General features: G+C 69.5%; 14 protein-coding genes and 1 pseudogene. 9 read left to right on the top strand and 6 right to left on the bottom strand.

Translation table 11 applies throughout. The features are described 5' to 3' along the window. Positions 1-158: 158 nt before the first annotated feature. Positions 159-652: pseudogene (locus tag ACFWBQ_RS22360) on the bottom strand (discoidin domain-containing protein); the annotation flags it as partial. A 98-nt stretch (positions 653-750) separates the two neighbouring features. On the opposite strand from ACFWBQ_RS22360, the gene ACFWBQ_RS22355 reads away from it, so the two are divergent. Both ACFWBQ_RS22355 and ACFWBQ_RS22350 read left to right on the top strand, forming a co-directional pair. After that, the gene (locus ACFWBQ_RS22355; protein ID WP_385491723.1) at positions 751-1032 is read left to right on the top strand and encodes a hypothetical protein; all 282 of its coding nucleotides are present in this window, start codon (positions 751-753) and stop codon (positions 1030-1032) included. Positions 1033-1126: 94 nt separating this feature from the next. After that, positions 1127-1609 carry a cupin domain-containing protein gene (locus ACFWBQ_RS22350; protein WP_385491720.1) on the top strand — a complete coding sequence of 161 codons (483 nt, stop codon included), beginning with the start codon at positions 1127-1129 and terminating at the stop codon, positions 1607-1609. 47 nt (positions 1610-1656) lie between these two features. Here the strand turns inward: ACFWBQ_RS22350 and ACFWBQ_RS22345 are convergent, their stop codons facing one another. Next, positions 1657-2772, bottom strand: coding sequence for a threonine synthase (locus tag ACFWBQ_RS22345; RefSeq protein WP_385491717.1), 1116 nt, complete (start codon positions 2770-2772; stop codon positions 1657-1659). Between the two features lie 294 nt (positions 2773-3066). Here ACFWBQ_RS22345 and ACFWBQ_RS22340 point away from each other — a divergent pair, with 294 nt between their 5' ends. Continuing rightward, positions 3067-4650 carry a S8 family serine peptidase gene (locus tag ACFWBQ_RS22340; RefSeq protein ID WP_385491714.1) on the top strand — a complete coding sequence of 528 codons (1584 nt, stop codon included), beginning with the start codon at positions 3067-3069 and terminating at the stop codon, positions 4648-4650. A gap of 78 nt (positions 4651-4728) precedes the next feature. Here the strand turns inward: ACFWBQ_RS22340 and ACFWBQ_RS22335 are convergent, their stop codons facing one another. Continuing rightward, the gene (locus tag ACFWBQ_RS22335) at positions 4729-6123 is read right to left on the bottom strand and encodes a glycoside hydrolase family 18 protein (RefSeq protein ID WP_385491711.1); all 1395 of its coding nucleotides are present in this window, start codon (positions 6121-6123) and stop codon (positions 4729-4731) included. Between the two features lie 230 nt (positions 6124-6353). Here ACFWBQ_RS22335 and ACFWBQ_RS22330 point away from each other — a divergent pair, with 230 nt between their 5' ends. The 5 genes from ACFWBQ_RS22330 to ACFWBQ_RS22310 all read left to right on the top strand — a co-directional run bounded on the left by ACFWBQ_RS22330 (position 6354) and on the right by ACFWBQ_RS22310 (position 12544). Continuing rightward, the gene (locus ACFWBQ_RS22330) at positions 6354-7106 is read left to right on the top strand and encodes a GntR family transcriptional regulator (protein WP_385491708.1); all 753 of its coding nucleotides are present in this window, start codon (positions 6354-6356) and stop codon (positions 7104-7106) included. Positions 7107-7772: 666 nt separating this feature from the next. Beyond that, complete coding sequence (locus ACFWBQ_RS22325) at positions 7773-7973, top strand: SPOR domain-containing protein (protein WP_385491705.1); 201 nt, start codon at positions 7773-7775, stop codon at positions 7971-7973. A gap of 828 nt (positions 7974-8801) precedes the next feature. Continuing rightward, complete coding sequence (locus tag ACFWBQ_RS22320; RefSeq protein WP_385491702.1) at positions 8802-9203, top strand: NUDIX domain-containing protein; 402 nt, start codon at positions 8802-8804, stop codon at positions 9201-9203. A gap of 120 nt (positions 9204-9323) precedes the next feature. After that, positions 9324-9761 (top strand): ATP-binding protein, encoded by a 438-nt coding sequence (locus ACFWBQ_RS22315; RefSeq protein ID WP_385491699.1) that lies wholly within the window; start codon positions 9324-9326, stop codon positions 9759-9761. Positions 9762-9955: 194 nt separating this feature from the next. Then, entirely contained in the window at positions 9956-12544 is a 2589-nt protein-coding gene (locus tag ACFWBQ_RS22310) for a SpoIIE family protein phosphatase (protein WP_385492111.1), read from the top strand. Positions 12545-12733: 189 nt separating this feature from the next. On the opposite strand, the gene ACFWBQ_RS22305 is transcribed toward ACFWBQ_RS22310, so the two are convergent. Together ACFWBQ_RS22305 and ACFWBQ_RS22300 are read right to left on the bottom strand one after the other, a co-directional pair. After that, positions 12734-13447: a PspA/IM30 family protein gene (locus tag ACFWBQ_RS22305; RefSeq protein ID WP_385491696.1), complete on the bottom strand. Its 714-nt coding sequence runs from the start codon at positions 13445-13447 to the stop codon at positions 12734-12736. Positions 13448-13519: 72 nt separating this feature from the next. Continuing rightward, positions 13520-15652 carry a TPM domain-containing protein gene (locus ACFWBQ_RS22300; RefSeq protein WP_385492108.1) on the bottom strand — a complete coding sequence of 711 codons (2133 nt, stop codon included), beginning with the start codon at positions 15650-15652 and terminating at the stop codon, positions 13520-13522. 319 nt (positions 15653-15971) lie between these two features. Here ACFWBQ_RS22300 and ACFWBQ_RS22295 point away from each other — a divergent pair, with 319 nt between their 5' ends. Beyond that, positions 15972-17021, top strand: a complete 1050-nt coding sequence (locus tag ACFWBQ_RS22295; RefSeq protein WP_385491693.1) for a hypothetical protein — start codon at positions 15972-15974, stop codon at positions 17019-17021. Between the two features lie 21 nt (positions 17022-17042). Here the strand turns inward: ACFWBQ_RS22295 and ACFWBQ_RS22290 are convergent, their stop codons facing one another. Beyond that, positions 17043-18557 carry a glucoamylase family protein gene (locus tag ACFWBQ_RS22290; RefSeq protein WP_385491690.1) on the bottom strand — a complete coding sequence of 505 codons (1515 nt, stop codon included), beginning with the start codon at positions 18555-18557 and terminating at the stop codon, positions 17043-17045. Positions 18558-18634 lie beyond the last annotated feature (77 nt).

Below are 18634 nucleotides of genomic sequence, written 5' to 3'. Positions count from 1 at the left end.
CACATGAGCAGGCCTACGATCCGGCGGCCAGGGAACGGCTCGCCGCGATCACACACGAACTCCTCGCCCGACCCGACAGCGGACGGTGAGGGTGGATTCGCCGTTGCCGGTTCCCATGGGTGCCGGCGCAGGGGCCGACACCCTGTGGGCGACTGCCGTTACCGCCCGGTCTCCGCGGTGACGGTCAACTCCCCGATCCCCGCGGGCTTCTCGGCGGTCTCCGCGCTGAGCGTCACCCGCACCCTGCGGGCTGTGTCCCCGGCCCGGAACGGCCGCCAGGTCCGGCCGTCGAGCGAGGTCTCCAGGGTGTGGGAGGCAGGTGCGACGTCGGACCACCGGGGGGTGAGCGAGGCGACCCGCACGACGCGGCGCAGGTCCACCGTCAGCGTTCCCGTCGCGCCGTCGGGCGACCACGCCGTCGACGGGCTGCCGTCCACCGCATTGCGGGGCCGTCCGGATCGGTGCGCGCGGCGTAGTAGTCGAGTGTCGCGGCAGCGGCGCCCTCCTCCATCGGCCATTCCAGCGGGTACACGAGCAGCACGGTGTCGGCCTGCTTGATGGTCGAGCCGCTGTACCCGGCGTACTGGAGGAACAGTTTCCGCTCGGCGTCGTATGGGATGCGGAGCCCGTCGGCGACCTGGGTCCACCCCGCAGCCCGGAGACGAAGGCGCCGTCGTACCGTGGTGTGTAGAGGGGCCACCCGGTCTTCCCGCCCGTCTGCGCGTATCCGGCGCCCGTGGCGGGGACCCGGTGGCCCAGATAGCCGTTGCCGACGTAGGGGTCGTACCCGCGGCCTCGCCGAAGGCGGTGGACGTCGGCGTCCAGGAGGCGTCGTCCGAGGCGTCGGATGTACGGGCGTCCCGGGTGTCGGCGTGGCCCGTCCGCCCGCACGAGGCGGGCGGGGGCGCCGTCCGGGGTGCGGCGGTCCTCGCGCCGGTCGCGTACGAGAGCGGCGGCAGGGGGGCGATCAGCGCACCCGCTACCAGGGACGTGAGAAGAGAGATGCGCGTGAGGCTCACCGTACGAAGGTAGGGAAGGCGGCGGCGCGGGTGCGGTTCCGGCGCGCGGGTGAACGGCTGATCGGACGGCACACGGAGCGGACCGGTCCAGGGCAAGGGAGAGCGGCATGTCGTATCCGGAACCCATATACGCGGACGGTGAGGGCGAGATCAGCGCGGAGTACCGCCCGGCGGACACCACGCCGAATCTGCTGACGCGCAGCGGTGGCACCACGCACTATCTGGCGACGACGGCGACGACGCACGGCGAGTTCGGTCTGTACCGGATCAACATGGCGCCCAGGGCCGGTGGCCCTGCCACGCATTTCCACCGCTCGATCTCGGAGTCGTTCTTCATCCTCGACGGGACGGTGCGGATCTACAACGGAGAGCGCTGGATCGACACGACCGAGGGCGACTTCCTGTACGTACCGCAGGGCGGCCTGCATGCGTTCCGCAACGACTCCGACGCGCCCGCCTCGATGCTGCTGCTGTTCACACCCGGGGCACCGCGCGAGGAGTACTTCGAGAAGGTGTCGCAGGTGTCCGACTGGCCGGAGAAGGAGCGCGCGGAGTTCTTCATCCGGCACGACACGTACTGGACGGACTGACGACTCCGGTCACGGTGCGAGGCGTTCATGGTGGCGGGCCGGGTGTCTCATGAAGCGGCTGCCGGGTCCGCGCCCGCCAGGCCCGTTTTGAGGCCTGCGCCGCACAGGGGTACGACGACGCTGCGGTCCGTCCAGTCGCCCACGGCCGCCCAGCACGCGACTCCGGTCGTCTCGACGAAGAAGCCGCGGGCCGCCAGATCCTGCTGCGCGGTACGGATCCGGTCCTCGGCGACGGTGAGGAAGGTGCCGCCCGACTCCCTGACGGCCGCCAGGATCTGCCGGGCGCGCGGCGGGCGGGGGATGGCGATGCCCTCGGCGAGGGTGGGGGACACATGGTCCGGGGAATCGAGCAGTTCGTCGGCGCCCGCACGGAACGCCGCCGCGAGCGGGGACACGGCCTCGGCCTGCACGGCGATCAGCGCAGGACGGCGGTCGATCAGGCCCTGCGCGAGGAGTTCCGACGTGGCCAGGGCAGCACCGAGGAGCAGAGTGCCGTTGCCGACCGGCACAGCGATCGCGTCCGGCAGGCTGCCGCCGAGGTCCTCCCACAATTCGTAGACGTAGGTCTTCGTGCCGTGCAGGAAGTACGGGTTGAAGACGTGCGAGGCGTAGAAGGTGCCGGGCGCATCGGCGGCGGCGCGGGCGGCCCGTGCGGTGGCCTCGCGGTTGCCGGGCACGATCTCCAACCGGGCACCGTGGGCACGGATCTGCTCGGTCTTCTTCGGGGACGTGCCCTCGGGAACGTACACCGTGCAGGGCAGGCCGGCCCGGGCGCAGTACGCGGCGACGGCCGTGCCCGCGTTGCCGCTGCTGTCCGCGACGACCCGCTCCGGGGAGAGCCGGCGGGCCAGTTCGGCCAGCATGACGGCGCCCCGGTCCTTGAAGGAGAGCGTCGGCATCAGGTAGTCGAGTTTGGCCGAGACGCTCGCGGTCAGGGGGACGAGCGGGGTCCGGCCCTCGCCGAGGCTGACCGCCGGATTGCCGAGAGGCAGGGCCTCTTCGTAACGCCACAGTGAATTGACGCGTCCGGTCAGCGAGTTGAGCGACGCCGCTGACCGGACATCGAAGTCGAGGTCCCAGGGACCTCGGCAGACGGGACAACACCAGGTCAGGTCGGCTGCGTCTGCTCGAGTCCCGTCCTGCGGGCAGCGATAGGTGGCCATGCCCATCAGCATGTCAGCCGTGTGGCGAATGTATTGCTCATGCCAAGACAGTCTTGTGGGATTCCTATGGATGGGCCAATCTTTCGCTGGCAGCAGGGCATGCCGCTCGCTCGACGGAACCCGAAGTGCGGTTCTGTCGTGTCTGGTTTGTCATGCCCATGCCGTTGTTCGACCGAATGCACCCTCGACCGAATGCACCCCTCGGCCGAATTCACCCCCCATGCACCGCGATGCAGGCCAATGCACCCCCATGCATCCCCCACCGGCGCACCGCAACCAAGGAGGACCCCTCACATGGCAGTGAAGCGTCACGCACGCTACGCGCGAAGACTGGCCGCGACGAGCGTCATAACCGGCGCGGCCCTCGCCCTCTCGACGGTGGCGGCCTTCCCGGCCCTCGCGTCCGGGAACGCACCGGAAGGCCGGATCGAGAACGCGGGCGCCCCGGGCGCCATCAGCGGCAGCTACATCGTCACCCTCGACGAATCCGCCGCCGACGCCGGATCCGCCGATGGCAGGGCGCTCGCCGCGGAATACGGCGCGAAGATCAAGAAGACCTACCGTGCGGCGCTCAACGGCTACGCCGTCGAACTCCCGGCCGAGCAGGCCAAGAAGTTCGCCGCGGACCCGGCAGTCGAGTCCGTCGTGCAGAACCGGACCTTCACGATCTCGGGTACCCAGCCCTCCCCTCCCTCGTGGGGACTGGACCGGATCGACCAGACCGCCCTGCCGCTGAACCAGAGTTACACCTACCCGGACAAGGCGGGAGAGGGCGTCACCGCGTACATCATCGACACCGGTGTACGCATCAGCCACAGCGACTTCGGCGGCCGCGCGTCGAACGGCTACGACGCCATCGACAACGACAACACCGCGCAGGACGGCAACGGCCACGGCACCCACGTGGCCGGCACCGTCGCCGGGACGTCGTACGGCGTCGCCAAGAAGGCGAAGATCGTCGGCGTCCGCGTCCTCGACAACAGCGGCTCCGGCACCACGGCGCAGGTCGTCGCGGGCATCGACTGGGTGACGGCCAACGCCGTCAAGCCGGCCGTCGCCAACATGAGCCTGGGCGGCGAAGTGGACACCGCGCTCGACACCGCGGTGCGCAACTCCATCGCCTCCGGCGTCACCTTCGCCGTCGCGGCGGGCAACGAGTCGACCAACGCCTCCACCAAGTCCCCGGCGCGCGTCGCCGAGGCCATCACGGTCGGCTCCACCACCAGCACCGACGCCCGGTCGAGCTTCTCGAACTACGGCAGCGTCGTGGACATCTTCGCGCCGGGCTCCTCCATCACCTCGTCGTGGAACACGGGCGACAGCGCGACGAACACCATCTCGGGCACATCGATGGCGAGCCCGCACGTCGCCGGTGCCGCAGCCCTGTACCTCGCCGACCACCCGGGCCAGACCCCCGCGCAGGTCTCGGCAGGACTGGTCGCCGCAGCCACCAGCGGCGTGGTGACGAACCCGGGCACCGGGTCGCCGAACAAGCTGCTGAACGTCGGCGCCGGCACCACCCCGCCGCCCACGGGCACCAAGTTCGAGAGCACCACCGGCTACACGATCGCCGACAACGCCACGGTCGAGTCGCCGATCACCGTCTCCGGTGTCAGTGGTAACGCGCCGTCCGCGCTCAGCGTTCCCGTCAACATCACGCACACCTACTCCGGCGACCTGAAGATCGACCTGGTCGCGCCCGACGGTTCGGTCTACAACCTGAAGGCGTACGGGACCGGCGGCAGCGCCGACAACGTGATCACCACCTACGCGGTGAACGCGTCGTCGGAGGTCGCGAACGGCACCTGGAAGCTCCGGGTCAGCGACAACGCCACCTACGACACCGGGAGGATCAACTCCTGGGCACTGCAGTTCTGATGCCGGTGCGCTCCTGAGCCGGTTCCGAACGCACGCGGGGCGGCTGCCGACGGCAGCCGCCCCGCACGCTGCTTCCGGCTACCGCCGATTGAGTCCGCGGTCGACCGCGGACATCAGCTCGCCGTCGTCCGTGTCGCCGTCCAGCGACCAGAACATCGCACCGCCCAGACCGCGGTCACGGATGTACGAGGTCTTGGCGCGCAGCACCTGCGGGTCGTCGTACGTCCACAGGGTCGTCCCGTCGAACAGCCAGGCGTGGCCGTTCCGGGTGTCGCGGTGCACCGTGTACTGCCCGGAATCGGCCAGCTTCTTGAGGGCCTTGTAGTCCTCGTAGCCCGCGGCGTACGTCGCCGGGGCGGGCGCCGTCGCCGGCTGCCCGAGACCGTCGCCGCCGCCGGTCACTCCGGTCCAGCCCTGCCCGTAGAACGGCATGCCCACCACCAGCTTGCGGGCGGGGGCGCCACGCTTGATCCAGTCACGGACCGTCTGGTCGACGCTGAAGTCGCCCTTCGCGTACAGGGCGGACTGCTGGGCGGTCGTCGTCTCACCGGAGACGTGGAAGTCGTAGCCCTGGAGGTTGACGAAGTCGAAGTCCCGCATGATGCGGCGGACATCGAAGCCCGCGTCGATCTTGGCGGGAGCGGTGGGGACGAACGCCGAGAGCTCGTAGTGCTTCTGCTTCGTGCCCTTCTGCTGCGACTTCTGATTCGTCTGCGACTTCTGGGACTTCGCGTAGGCGTCGAGCTGCGTACGGAACTCGTGCACCAGGGCGGTGAAGTTCTGCTTGTCCTCCGGGCGGTAGACCGTGTCGGTGTCACCCGCGGAACCGGGCCACTCCCAGTCGATGTCGATGCCGTCGAAGAGGCCGGCCGCCGCCCCCTCGCCCCCGCGTACGCCGTCGACGGGCAGGTTGCCCTTGATGTACAGGTCGATGCAGGACGAGACGAGTGCCTTGCGGGAGGCGGCGGTGCGGGCCGCGTCGGAGAAGTGGGTGGACCAGCTCCAGCCGCCCAGCGAGATCAACACCTTGAGGCCGGGGTGCTTGGCCTTGAGCTCCCGCAGCTGGTTGAAGTTGCCCGCGAGGGGCTGGGTGTCGGTGTCGGCGACGCCGTCCACCGATCCGGCGGCATCCAGGGGACGGGCGTAGTCCGCCCACGCGTCCGCCTCGCCGGGCACATTGCCGGTGAAGCACGTGCCTTCGGCACTGACGTTGCCGAAGGCGTAGTTGATGTGGGTGAGCCTGGCCGCGGCGCCGCTCGTGTCCAGGTCCTTGACCTGGAAGTCGCGCCCGTAGACGCCCCACTGGGTGAAGTAACCGATGCTCTTGTAGGCGCGGTTGTGGTGGCCCGTACCGCGGTCACCGTGACTGCCGCCGTCGTGGGCGCCCTCGGCCGTGGCCGCGGGGGCAATGCCGGCCAGCAGCGCGAAGGCGCAGGCGGCAGTGGTCAGTCTGGACAGGGTTCTTCGACGCATGGGACTCGTTCCTGTGCGTGTGCCGGGACTGGAGGGACAGCGAGAGCCGTGCTGTGGACAGGAAGGTATTGGTCTGGACCAAAAACGGTCAAGAGCCCATGCGGCTGCGCGCGAGGTATGCGCTGGTCGGCGAGGAATCATCACATCGAGTGAAACTTTGGCCTGTGCTTGCGGTACTCAACCCACGGTTGCCAGGCTGTTGCAGTCTGTCAACCTGTTGGGAGTGGCCTGTGACTTTCGGTGAGCAGCCCGCCTATCTGCGCGTGGCGAGCGATCTCAGGGAAAAGATCGTCAACGGCGCGCTGCCGCCCCATACCCGCCTGCCGTCGCAGGCGCGTATTCGCGAGGAGTACGGGGTCTCGGACACCGTCGCGCTGGAGGCGCGGAAGGTGCTGATGGCCGAAGGGCTGGTCGAGGGGCGATCGGGCTCCGGCACGTATGTGCGGGAGCGGCCCGTCCCGCGCCGGATCGCCCGCTCCGGCTACCGGCCGGGAGCGGGAGCCAATCCGTTCCGCCAGGAACAGACGGCGGAAGGAGTGCGCGGAACCTGGGAGTCCCGCAGCGAGCAGGAGGGGGCGAGCCCCGAGGTCGCCGAACGCCTCGGTATCGAGCCGGGAGACCGGGTGATGCGTACGAGGTACCTCTTCCGGGACGCGGGCGAGCCGATGATGCTCTCCACATCCTGGGAGCCTCTTGCCGTCACGGGCCGTACGCCGGTGATGCTTCCGGAGGAGGGGCCGTTGGGCGGCTGCGGCGTGGTCGACCGGATGGCCGCGATCGACGTCGTCGTGGACAACGTGGCGGAGGAGGTCGGCGCGCGCCCGGGGCTGGCGGAGGAGCTCCTGGCACTCGGAGGCGTGCCGGGCCATGTGGTGATCGTGATCGGACGTACGTACTACGCATCGGGGCGGGCCGTGGAGACGGCGGATGTGGTCGTACCCGCCGACCGCTACAGGATTGCCTACCATCTGCCGGTCAGGTGACCGCGTACCGGCTGCGACGAGCGCTGTGAGGCGCGGCCTGCCGTCGTCCGTGCCGAGGATGCGACTCCCCTTCGCCGCCTTTGATCCGTAGGCAGTCGCCCACGGTAGCGACTTGTCATGTCTAAGGGCTGTCCCGTAATCCCTGGTGGATCAGCGCACGGTGTCGGATGCGGTGCATCGCAAGGCGGAGGGACGTCCGCATACTGGATGTATTCGGGCGTTCCGGCAACGCGGCGAGGTGCCGTAGCTGTCGTCGTGCGCCCCCCCGCCAGGGATTACGGGACAGTCCTTAGCTCCTGGCTTCCCCGTTCGTCAGGAGTTGCCACCGGGGCTGCAGAACGGCGCCGATGGCATGGGTGGCCAAGGGGAGGGCTGCCTCGACCGGCCGAGCCCGGTGAACGGCCCGGACAGCGAGAGCGCCGATGGGTACTGCTGCCGATGCCCGCGGCGCGCAGGCGGCCGGCCGACGCCTGAGGTGTGCGCATGTGTGAGGCGGGCGAGGGGGTGCATGCGTGAGGGTGCGCCCCCTCACGCATGGCCGGATGCGTATCTCTTTGTGTAAACACGCATCCGCTGAGTGAAGGTCAGGCGTACGCTCGGGCATATGCGTACTGCGGTTTCCTGGGGATCCTTAGAGACGTGCACGCCAGTGGGGAGAGGGGCGAAATGCTTGGGAGGGACACGATGACCGACAGCGGTGCCGTGCTCCCTTGGCTGGTGATTCGGCAGGATGACAACGGCAACAGATACCGCGTCGGCCGTTATGCGACACAGGACGAGGCGCAGAAGATCGCGGACGACCTGGATCGCCACGGGCACAAGCAGCTCTACTGGGTGGAGCGCGTGGGCCAGAGCGCCCGCCCCTGACGGCAGCGGCTCGGGCGGAGACGCTGCGCCGATCGTCTTCGCCTGCTGCCCGTGCGGACCCCGTGCGGACCCCGGACCCCGTGCGGACCGAGAGGCTCCGGGCGGTGGCCGGGCCGTCCACCATTGAGGGCGGCCCCGACCACCGTGTGTCGTCGTGGGCCGGCACAGACCGGCTGCCGGACGGCGCCGTACGTTCGCGTCCCGGAAGCCCTTTTCCCATGGGTCCTCAGACGGCACGTCAGACGTGCCGTCGGCCCCGGTGCCGTTGGTGCACGGGGACGTCGGCGCGGCGCGGGGCCCTCTCGGTACAGCGAGCCGCGTGGCGCGAGCCGCGGCCGCGGCGGCGCTGGGACAGGGCCGGAATCACCTGGGGGCCGATGCCCTTCGAGGGGTTCGGTGTATCTCGCACGTCTGTCCCTGCGCGCCGACGAGCACCGCGGGTGCCTCCCGGCTGAGCCTCGAATTCCTCCGGGCCGCACGCGACGAGAGCGCGAGCGGCCGGAGCGAACTGTCGGGAAAGGCCGGCCGCTGCCGTCGCTGAGTCGAATGACATCTCCTCGAGGCTCCGATCGGAATGCACGCTGCCGCCGATATCCGGAAGGCGTCGAGGTGGGCGCTGCTCACGGGCGAGGCGTCCAGCACACTGATACACGGGCACAGAGGCCGAGCAGACGTCGGCGGGCCGTCAGGTCTCCTTTCTCTACCTGGTGCTCCGCCGGGCGGCCGATCTCCTCGGCTGTACGAACGATCCGCTGACGGAGGACCCGGTGGCGAAGCCGTACGCCACGGCATCCGAAGCAGCGGAAGAGTGATGGTGAGGACGGAGCGATGCCGGTGCTGATCGACACGGTGGCCTGGGTGCGGGTGGAGAACGGCAGGATTCTCTGCGCGCGACCAAGAGGGAAGGACATCTTCTACATCCCCGGAGGCAAGCGGGAGAGCGGGGAGACGGACCTGCAGACCTTGCTGCGCGAGGTCGAGGAGGAGCTGACGGTGACGGTGATTCCCTCGACGGTCATCCATGCGGGTACGTACGAGGCGCAGGCGCACGGTCATCCCGAGGGTGTGGTGGTGCGCATGAGCTGCTATTACGGCGACTATCGGGGCACGCTGGCCGCCAGTAGTGAGATCGACGAGATGGCCTGGTTCTCCTACGGAGACCGCCCCCTCGTCCCCCCGGTCGACCAGCTGCTTTTCGATGATCTCAGGGCGACGGGTGAATTGATCTGACTCATGGCTCATGCACCCGTACGCCCCACCTGTCACTTTGTGTGATAGTCAGCACTACATTTCGGGTATGTGCTGAATATCCCCTCTGTATGGGGTGCACCCCATTGCTGGTCTTGGGAAGTGATCGGCGTGACCGATACCGAAGGCGACTGTGCCGAGTGGAGCTTTCCGGCGGTGCCGGGCTCCGTGCGCAGCGCCCGGCACGCGGTACGCGATGCGCTGCACTGCTGGGGGCTCGACGCGGCACTCGGGGATGTCGCCGTGCTGCTCGTGAGTGAACTGGTGACCAATTCTCTGCGCTATGCGGCGGGGCCCATCGGGGTCCGGCTCGTGCGCCCGCAGGCCGACGGTGTCGTTCCCGGGGTGCGGAGCGCCGGGCGGGCCCTGCTCGTGGAAGTCTCCGATCCGCTTCCGGATGTGCCCACCGAACGTACGGCCGGACCGGAGGACGAAGGAGGGCGCGGGCTGCAGCTCGTGGCTTGTTCTGCGCGCCGCTGGGGGACCCGGCGCGGAAAGAGTGGCAAGACGGTGTGGTTCGAGCTCGCTCTCCCTGGTTAGGAGTGGGAGGGGACGCACAGCGATCACTGGCGGTCAGGGCAGAACCTGGCTGAAAGGGACTGAGACCGTGCTGTGATCGTGAACGCCGTGCCGGTAAGGCCCGTAGTGCTGAATACTGCGGGCAGGACCGGTCCGGTGTGTGAGCTGGAGGGGACGGTCGCGTGAGCGAAATACCTGGAACAACGGGCGACGTCATGTGGCAGAGCAGCCCGCCTGGCTCGATCTATGACTACATCAGGGTCGCCTCCTTCTCGATCGGGCCTGACGGGCTGATCGAGCAGTGGAGCCGGCGGGCCGCCGGTCTGTTCGGCATGGCCTCCCACGAGGCGGTGGGCAAGGATCCGGTCGAGGCGTTCATGCCCGCCGAGCTGCGCTCGAACGCTCATCGGCGGGTCGGTGAAATCCTCGACGGCAAGGAATGGACGGGCCTCGTCCCCTTCCGGATGCCGGGGGAGAGTGGTGTCCAGGGCCTTGCTGAGATTTACGTCATGCCGAGCGAGACGGGGAGCGGCGAGCGTGCCGCGCTCTGTATCGTCGTCGATGTCCGGGCATTGCGGCGCATCGAAACTGATCTTGCCGCATCACAGGCGATTTTCGGCCAATCTCCCTTCGGCTTCGTGCTCTTCGGTACGGACTTCACCGTCGTACGGGCCAACCAGCGGTTCGCCACGGTCTTCGGCGGCGAGGCCGACGACCACCGAGGGCGCACGGTGGACGACTACCTGGCCCGCCCGGAGGCCGACCGGCTCTCCAGCACGCTGAAGCGCGTCCTGGAAACGGGTGACGCCGTCACCGACCTCCAACTGGTCGGCACCGTCCCCGGCTCCAGCGACCGGCGCCACTGGTCCATGAACCTCTACCGGGTACACAGCGGTGCCGGACGGCCCATCGGCGTCGCGGGACTCGCCACCGATGTCACGGGCCGGCACATCGCCGCCCGCGATGCAGCCAGTGCCCGTCGTAACCTCGCACTTCTCAACGAAGCCAGTGCGCGCATCGGCAACTCCCTCGACCTGGAGACCACCGCCCGGGAACTGCTCGACGTCGCCGTGCCCGGTTTCTGCGACCTGGCGTCCGTGGACCTCTACCAGGGGTTGCTCACGGGCGACGAGGCATCGCCCGGAAGCTGGGGCCGCCTCCGCCAGGAGTCCGGCAGCGGTTCTGCAGAACTGCGCCGGGTGGCCGAGGCCAGCGCCGTCTCCGACGCTCTCCCGGATGTCCTGCCGGGCGCAGGGCTGCGCGGCGGTGCCTATCCCGACGGGGACGCGGACCCCGGGCCCCCCGCGCTCGGCTCTGTCCATCGCTACCCGTTCAACTCGCCCTGTGCCGTCGCCCTGCGCACCGGCCGTGTCGAGGACGTGCCCGGTGACGAACGTGGCTTCGTGCACTCCACGCTCGCCGTCCCGATGGTCGCGCACGACATCGTCATCGGTCTCGTCCAGTTCTCCCGCACCAAGGGCAGCGAACCCTTCGGCGAGCGTGACCGGGCCCTGGCCACCGAACTCGCCGCACGTGCCGCCGTCTGCATCGACAACGCGCGCCTCTACCGCCGCGAACACGAACGAGCACTGATACTCCAGCGCAGCCTGCTCCCACCGGGCGACCCCGAGGCTGCCGGTCTCGATATCGCCTGCCGCTACCTTCCTGGTAACACAGCCACCGAGGTGGGCGGTGACTGGTTCGACGTGATCGAACTCCCCGGCCATCGCACAGCCCTCGTCGTCGGCGATGTCATGGGCCGCGGGCTGCGGGCCGCCGTCGCCATGGGAGAACTGCGCACAGCCGTACGCACGCTGGCGCTCCTGGACCTGGAGCCGGCCGAGGTGCTCTCCGCCCTTGACGAGGTGGCCCGTGGCCTCGGTACCCCGGGCGGCGGCGACCGGAGCGACGGCTTCGGCGGTGGCGGCGGCGCCCAATGGCCCTCACGCGCCGCCCACAAGTCACGCGAGGCGGACCTCTCCGAGGTCTATCTGGCGACGTGTGTGTACGCGGTGTACGACTCCGTCACCCGGCGGTGCACGTTCGCCAATGCCGGTCACCTCCCTCCCGTCGTGGTCGAGCCGGGCGAACCGGCCCTGCTGCTCGACGTCCCGCCCGGAATGCCGCTCGGCGTCGGTGGCGAGCCCTTCGAGGAGGTCGAGGTGGAGCTCAAGGAGGGCGCGCTCCTCGCCCTCTACACCGATGGTCTCGTCGAATCCCGCGATCATCCTCTCGACGAGGGCCTGCAGGCCTTCCAGGAAGCCCTCGCAGAGCCGTCCCAGCCGCTCGAGGACGTCTGTGACCATGTCCTGGCCACCCTCGACACCCGGCACGGCGAGGACGACATCGCCCTGCTGATGGCGCGCATCCAGGGCCTTCCGGTGGATGCGGTCGGCGACTGGCGGCTTCCCCGCGAGCTCCGATCCGTCGGCCGGGCCCGTGAGCTGGCCCGTGCTCAGCTGACGGCGTGGGACCTCGACGACCTGGTGGACACCACCGAATTGCTGGTCAGTGAGCTCGTCACCAATGCGCTGCGCTACGGCGAGGGCGAGATCAGGCTCAGACTGCTGCGCGACCGCACCCTCGTGTGCGAGGTATGGGACGCGGGTCTGGTCCAGCCGCGGCGGAGGCGGGCACGCGACACCGACGAGGGTGGTCGCGGGCTGCAGTTGGTCGGACTGCTGAGCGCGGCATGGGGGTCACGGCGGACACCGCGAGGCAAGACGGTGTGGTTCGAGCTGGCTCTGCCCGACGGTGAGTCGGCTGCGGAACTCTCGGTCGAGCAGCTGCTGAGCATGTACTGACCAGGGATGCACTGACCGGGGTGAGCTGACCAGGGATGCACTGACCAGGGGTGAGCTGACCGGGCCGGCCTGATGGGGCGTGTTCCGACCGGGCCGAGCGAGCCCGATGGGGCGCGTTCCGATGGGCGCGTTCCAGGGGTGTGTGGGCAGGCGGGCGTGCGTACGCGGGGCCGGCGGCCTCCGTCCGCCTCATGAGCCCGATTTCAGGGCGGCGAGCCGGGCCTCGACCTCCGCGCTGTCCCCGAGGCTGTCCAACTGCTCGAACTGTGCGTCCAGGGACGACGCGGCGAGCTCCTGCTTGCCCACCGCCTTCGCCTCCTCGCGCCGCACCTTGTCCTCGAAGCGGCTGAGCTCACTCGTCGGATCCATGACGTCGATGTTCTTGACGGCGTCCATCATCTGGTTCTGTGCCTGGGCGGACTTGGCGCGCGCAACCAGCTCGTCGCGTTTGGACTTCAGCTCGGTCAGCTTGGTCTTCATCTGGTCCAGGCCCGACTTCAGCTTGTCCACCACCACCGTCTGCGAGGCGATGGTCGGCTCAGCGGTCTTGGCCTCCTGCTCCGACTGGAGCTGGCGGCCAAGCGCGACCTTGGCCAGGTTGTCGAACTTGTCGGCGTCGGCGACCGATCCCGAAGCGCGCAACTCGTCCGCCTTCCTGCTGGCCGCGAGGGCCTTCTGCCCCCACTCCCGCGCCGCGTCGACATCCTCCCGGTGGTCCTGCTCCATCAGCCGGAGGTTGCCGATGGTCGCGGCCACCGCCTGCTCGGCCTCGTTGATATTGCCCGTGTACTCGCGGATCAGCTGGTCCAGCATCTTCTGGGGGTCTTCCGCCTGGTCGATCAGGGCATTGATATTGGCCCGCGCCAGCTGAGTGACGCGGCCGACGATGGTCTGCTTGGTCATGGCACCTCTCCTTGTTGAAACGCAGCGACTGACGCAACGTGAAGTACAGCGACTGACGCAATGCGCCACCCGTCAGAACCGGCCTCCGCCGCCCCTTCGGCCACGGGTGCCCCCGCCGCCGAAGCTGCCCGGCCCGCCTCCGAACCCTCCGCCTCCGGAACCTCCGAAACCGCCTGAGAACCCCCCTCCGAATCCCCCGCCCCGGCCGCCCCCGCCGAGGAGTCCGCCGAGGATGATGCCGCCCAGAACCGCCCCGCCCATCCCGCTTCCCCCTCCTTGTACACCGCCCGGACCGTTCTGGTTCCGGTAGGCCCGCACGTCCTGTTCGGCCAGGCTCTGCGCCAGCCCGGCCAGGGCGTCCGCCTGCTGGGCCTCGGTCAGGGCGCCCTGTGGATCGTTCGATCCCCCCAGCTGCTGGGCCCGTTCCCACCGTCGTTGGGCCTCCGCAAGCCGGGTGCGGGCCTGGCTGCCGACCGCTCCCCGGTTGGTGGTGATGTAGTCCGCGGCGGCGCCGATCGCCGAACGCGCGGTGAGCATCGCCTGGTCGAGGAGCGAGCGGGCCCGCAGGTTTCCGTGCTCCTGCTCGCGGGCCCCGGCGAGGGCCTCGTCCAGCGCCGCATCCGCCTCCTCCACCCGGCGCAGGGCGTCGATGGGGTCGTACGGACCGGCATCCATCTCATGCCGCACATCGCCGAGCACCGACTCGGCACGCGCGATCCTGCCCTGCAGATCCGCGGTGGACACACCCTTGGTACTGCCTTCCACCAGGCCCCCGGCATCGGCCAGATCCGTTTCCGTCTCGGTGAGGGCGCCCGGCAGCCTGCCCGCTGCCTCGGCCAGTTCCACAGCACGCCGGTCCACGGCATCGACGAGAGCGGACGCCTGCCCGATCGCTCCTTCGGCAGCCCGGACGTACACCGCGGCCTTGGCGTTGTCGCCGCCGTTCACCGCTTGGCGCGCCTGATCGAGACCGGACGTTGCGAAGACCAGGCGGTCCTTGGCCTGTTCGACATCATCGGCCACAGGCGCGGCGGCCGACTCCGCGTACCGGCTGCGCATTCCGGTGAGGGTGGACTCCGCTGTGGAGATCCGTCCGGAGAGCTCATGGAACGTGGCCTCCGCAGTCGCCAGAGCCTGGGGCGCGGTGCGCTCGAGGGCGCGCAGGCGGTCGAAGTCCTCGGCCACGGCGTCCAGCCGCCCGTTGGCCTCCGTGCAGCGTCGGACGATCTCGTCGAGCATGCGGCGCCGTGTCGCGTCGTCCTCCGGGAAGGCGTCGTCGAGCTGCTGCCGCAACCGGAAGGCCGCCGTCAGCTCTGTTTTGGCATCGTCCACGGCCTGGGCGAACGGAGCCGCGGCCTCCTCGCCGAATTGCGCGGTGGCGAAACCGAGTTCTTCCTCGCTGGTGCGCACGGCGTCGTCCGTGTCCACCAGGTCGGCCTTGGCCTGCGCGTCGAGTTCCGGCAACGGTGGCGGCGGCTCCGCCGATTCCTCGGCCCCGCCGCTGCCCCAGCCGGCCGCAGCAGGGGTCGTCCGGCCCGCCGCGCGCTTCCTGCGGCGGGTGTAGGCGTAGGCGGCGACTGCACCTGCGGCGCCGACGACGGCCAGGGGCACGATGAGATTCCCTGCGCCGCCGCTGCCGGAGTCGCTGCCTGTTCCGGGATCCGCGGCCCCCGGTGTGAGCGCAGGGGCCGGAACCGGCTCGCCGGCGAGTACCGCGGCGTAGCCGTCGGCGGCGCCGATCGCGGCCCCGGCCCAGTCGTTCTGCCTCAAAGCCGGTTCGATCGCCGTGCTCGCCACGTCCTGGAACTGTCCGTCGGTGAGCCGCGAACCCTGGTCGACGGAGTAGGCGTACTGCCGGTCGTGTGTGGCCACGGCCAGCAGCACGTCGTCCTGTCCGAGCCCGTTGCGGTTCGCGGTCTCGTCGGCCCAGGTCTGGGAGTCGCGGCCGGAGAAATCGCGCACGTAGACGACGAAGAGCTGGATCCGACTGCTGTCGAACAACCCGTCGAGCGCGGCCTCGACCTCCGGCTCACGGTCGCCGAGAGCCCCCACCTTGTCGGTGATCTGCCCGTCGCGGGACAGAACGACGGGGTCGTCGGCACGGGCGCCCGGCGCATCGGGCAGAGCGGTCCAGCACATCGCTGCCAGCACGGCGAGGAGGACCCTGGCGGGTATGGAGATCCGGGTACGGCTCGCAGACTGCATCACATTGGGAGGCTATGTCCGCCCAGTTCCCCCCGCGACCCGGCACCTCCTGCCCCCGGACGGGGCGGCTCTCCCTCGTACAGACGCTTTGCCTGCCACGCATCGCAACGCGATGGACAGGGGCACGGAGATGAGGAACGGGGACCACCGCGCAGCAGCTCCGCGTCCGATCGGGCGACCCAGGCCTGCCGAAGAAGGAACGGAAGTGGCTGAAGGGTGCGTCTGTGACGTCAGGGACGAAAGCGCGGCACCTGCCTCTCGGCACGGGATGTCATGCCGGTCGCGCTGCCGCGATACAGCGAAACTCAGGGGGTACGACATGCGCACAGGGAAGACGGCCGGAACGCCGCGGAACAGGCCGGCCCGCTTCCGATGGATCTGGCCGAGGCGTATCGCTCTGGCGATGGTCCTGCTGCTCGTCCTGCCGGTCCTGACCGCGGGCATCGTGCTGCGACTGAACTACGCCGGGGATCCGGGCGAGAACACCCGCACCCGCGGCCGTGACGCCATCTGGCTCGGCCATGCGTGGGTCGACGGGCGAAAGGGCGACAGCGACCTGGCCGCCTTCGCCGCACAGATCGAAGGGACCGGCATCAAGGATCTGTACGTGCACGCCGGACCGCTGGAACACGACGGCACTCTGCCGGCGAAGCGTTACCCCAGGGCGCAGTGGCTGATCGATGCGGTGCATCGCACATTGCCCGGCATCCGGGTGCAGGCCTGGCTCGGCGATGTGCTGGCGACCGAGGGGCCCGACGGTCTGCGCCTCGAACGCGCCGCTTCCCGCGCAGCCGTCGTCACCTCTGCGGGGCAGATACTCGACGCGGGTTTCGACGGGGTCCACTTCGACCTGGAACCCCTGCATTCCGGGGACCGCAACTACCTCTCACTCCTCGACGATCTGGGCGAACTCACCGGTGCCCGCAAGGCGCAGCTCTCCGTTGCCGCCCACCAGATCGATCCGGTACCCGCCGCGCACAGCATCCTCGGCGCATTCATCGGCAGGCAGAAATGGTGGTCGCAGGACTTCTTCGGCGACGTTGCCGGGCGGGTCGACCAGATCGCCGTGATGTCGTACGACAGCTGGATGCCGTTCGAAGGGACCTACGGCGGATTCGTCGCCCAGCAGACCGCGCTCGCCCTCGAGGTGACGCCCGAGGACACCGACCTGCTGGTGGGGCTGCCGTTCTTCCACGAGAACGATCTGGGGCACCGGGATGCTGCGGAAACGGTCGAGGCCGCGGTCCGCGGCACCAGGCTGGGCCTGGCACGAACGGACCGCGACCGGAAACGCTTCGGCGTCGCGCTCTACGTCGACTTCGCCGCGCGCGAGGGCGACTGGGCGGCCTACCGGGAAGGCTGGCACTGAGCCTGCCCCGCGACGGGGCGGTCAGATGCTGAACCGCTCCTTGGCGAGGAGCGGGCGCACCCGTGACCGGAAGCCACCCGTCCGGAACGGGTGCTGCAGCAGCCCGGGCCGGATGGCCTGCGCCAGCGCCGCGGCGATCATGCCCTGGTCGAGCGCGAGCATGAAGTCGCTGACCCGCCCGGTGCCGACATTGACCGAGTCCCGGAACCCGTATCCGTCGTGGTACGCGCCGAAGTCGCGGTCAAGTGCCCGGAGGTTGGCCACCGCCTCGTGCGGTGCGTACGGCAGAGCGAGAAATGAGGCGTGCGGAGTGACCACTCCGTTGGTGAAAGCGGACGGGGCGGGCAGCGGCGAGCCGTCCGTGGTGTACGTGCGGTCGGTGTTGGAGGCGTAGCCGTCGACCTGCATGCCGAGTGCGTCGACGCCGTACTCCTGGTATCCGCCCTCGGGAACATTGGAGGGGGAGAAGCCCCAGTATCCGTACTCCGCCTCGTTGAGGCCGTGCTCGATCTGGCTGCGGACGTAACGCCGGTGCGTGCGGCCCCAGGACTGCGGTGACCACTCCGGCTCCGGTACGAACAGCGGCACCATGAGCGCCTCGAACATCGAGCCGCCCCAGGTGGGGATGATCTTCCGTCCGCCGTGGGTGTAGTGCCCCTGCCACACGCGTACACCGTCGATGGCCGTGTACGTGCCCTGTGGGTGCTGCTCCTGCTCGTGTTCGGGAAGCATCGTGCGCAGCAGGTGCCAGTAGTGCTCGGCGGGCAGGGAGCCGTCCGCGATGCCGAGATAACTGGCCATGCGAGGCTCGGTGTTGAGCGCGCCGTAGTGGTGGGCGGTGGGCTCCTCGGTATCGGTCCAGAAGCCGCCGCGCAGTTGGCCGGGTCCGGCGACCGGGTCGGCGGGGTCGTACGGCGTGTAGTAGTAGGACCAGTCGGCGGTCGCCAGGATCCGTCCGATGCGGGGACGCAGGGACGGTGCGGCGTCGGCGGCGATACGCAGGCCGGTGACCAGCCAGGCGTTGTCGACGGAGGAGAGGAACGGGCGGACGGGGGCGCCCGTGCCGGGCCACTCGGTCAGCACCGAACCGTCGTGGGCGTCGTACCAGTTGAGCCAGAAGCCGTGGTGGCGCTCCAGCTTCTCGACGGCGGACACCGTGCGGTCCAGTGTGCGGAGCATCGCGTCCTCGCCGATCACGCCGAGCCCGGCGGCCGCCACGGCCGCCCACAGGCCGCAGCCGATGTTGGTGGGCGAGGTCTGGTGGGACGGGACGGGGTCGGGCCCGCTGAGGTCGATCTTGTCGGCGGCGAGACCGAAGTCCGTCGTCATGGCCTCGATCGAGCGGTATGTATCGCGGAACCAATGCAGCAGCTGCGGTGTATCAAAGGCATGAAGAGAACGAGCGGTGCGTGCGGCGTGGAGGGTCCCTGCCGTGGGAGCGGCTGGGGCGGCAGACGCGGAGGGAGCGGTGACGGCTCCGAGGGACAGGGCAGCGACCCCGGTCCCGGCAGCGGTGAGAAATGTTCGACGGTCCATCAGAACCTCTCGAAGAAGAGTCATCGTCTGTCACGAATGGTCGGATTCGGGTGCCGGCCGGACGCGGTCCGGCCGCA

The sequence above is a fragment of the Streptomyces sp. NPDC060035 genome (assembly GCF_042736635.1).
Classification (GTDB): domain Bacteria; phylum Actinomycetota; class Actinomycetes; order Streptomycetales; family Streptomycetaceae; genus Streptomyces.
This window is presented reverse-complemented; position numbering and strand designations above follow the sequence as displayed.

Coding starts and splice junctions, on each gene's coding strand:
- ACFWBQ_RS22295 (WP_385491693.1), top strand. CDS start 15,972: ATGCGCACAGGGAAGACGGCCGGAACGCCGCGGAACAGGCCGGCCCGC.
- ACFWBQ_RS22340 (WP_385491714.1), top strand. CDS start 3,067: ATGGCAGTGAAGCGTCACGCACGCTACGCGCGAAGACTGGCCGCGACG.
- ACFWBQ_RS22290 (WP_385491690.1), bottom strand. CDS start 18,557: ATGGACCGTCGAACATTTCTCACCGCTGCCGGGACCGGGGTCGCTGCC.
- ACFWBQ_RS22320 (WP_385491702.1), top strand. CDS start 8,802: ATGCCGGTGCTGATCGACACGGTGGCCTGGGTGCGGGTGGAGAACGGC.
- ACFWBQ_RS22305 (WP_385491696.1), bottom strand. CDS start 13,447: ATGACCAAGCAGACCATCGTCGGCCGCGTCACTCAGCTGGCGCGGGCC.
- ACFWBQ_RS22345 (WP_385491717.1), bottom strand. CDS start 2,772: ATGGCCACCTATCGCTGCCCGCAGGACGGGACTCGAGCAGACGCAGCC.
- ACFWBQ_RS22335 (WP_385491711.1), bottom strand. CDS start 6,123: ATGCGTCGAAGAACCCTGTCCAGACTGACCACTGCCGCCTGCGCCTTC.
- ACFWBQ_RS22350 (WP_385491720.1), top strand. CDS start 1,127: ATGTCGTATCCGGAACCCATATACGCGGACGGTGAGGGCGAGATCAGC.
- ACFWBQ_RS22325 (WP_385491705.1), top strand. CDS start 7,773: ATGCTTGGGAGGGACACGATGACCGACAGCGGTGCCGTGCTCCCTTGG.
- ACFWBQ_RS22310 (WP_385492111.1), top strand. CDS start 9,956: ATGTGGCAGAGCAGCCCGCCTGGCTCGATCTATGACTACATCAGGGTC.
- ACFWBQ_RS22300 (WP_385492108.1), bottom strand. CDS start 15,652: ATGCAGTCTGCGAGCCGTACCCGGATCTCCATACCCGCCAGGGTCCTC.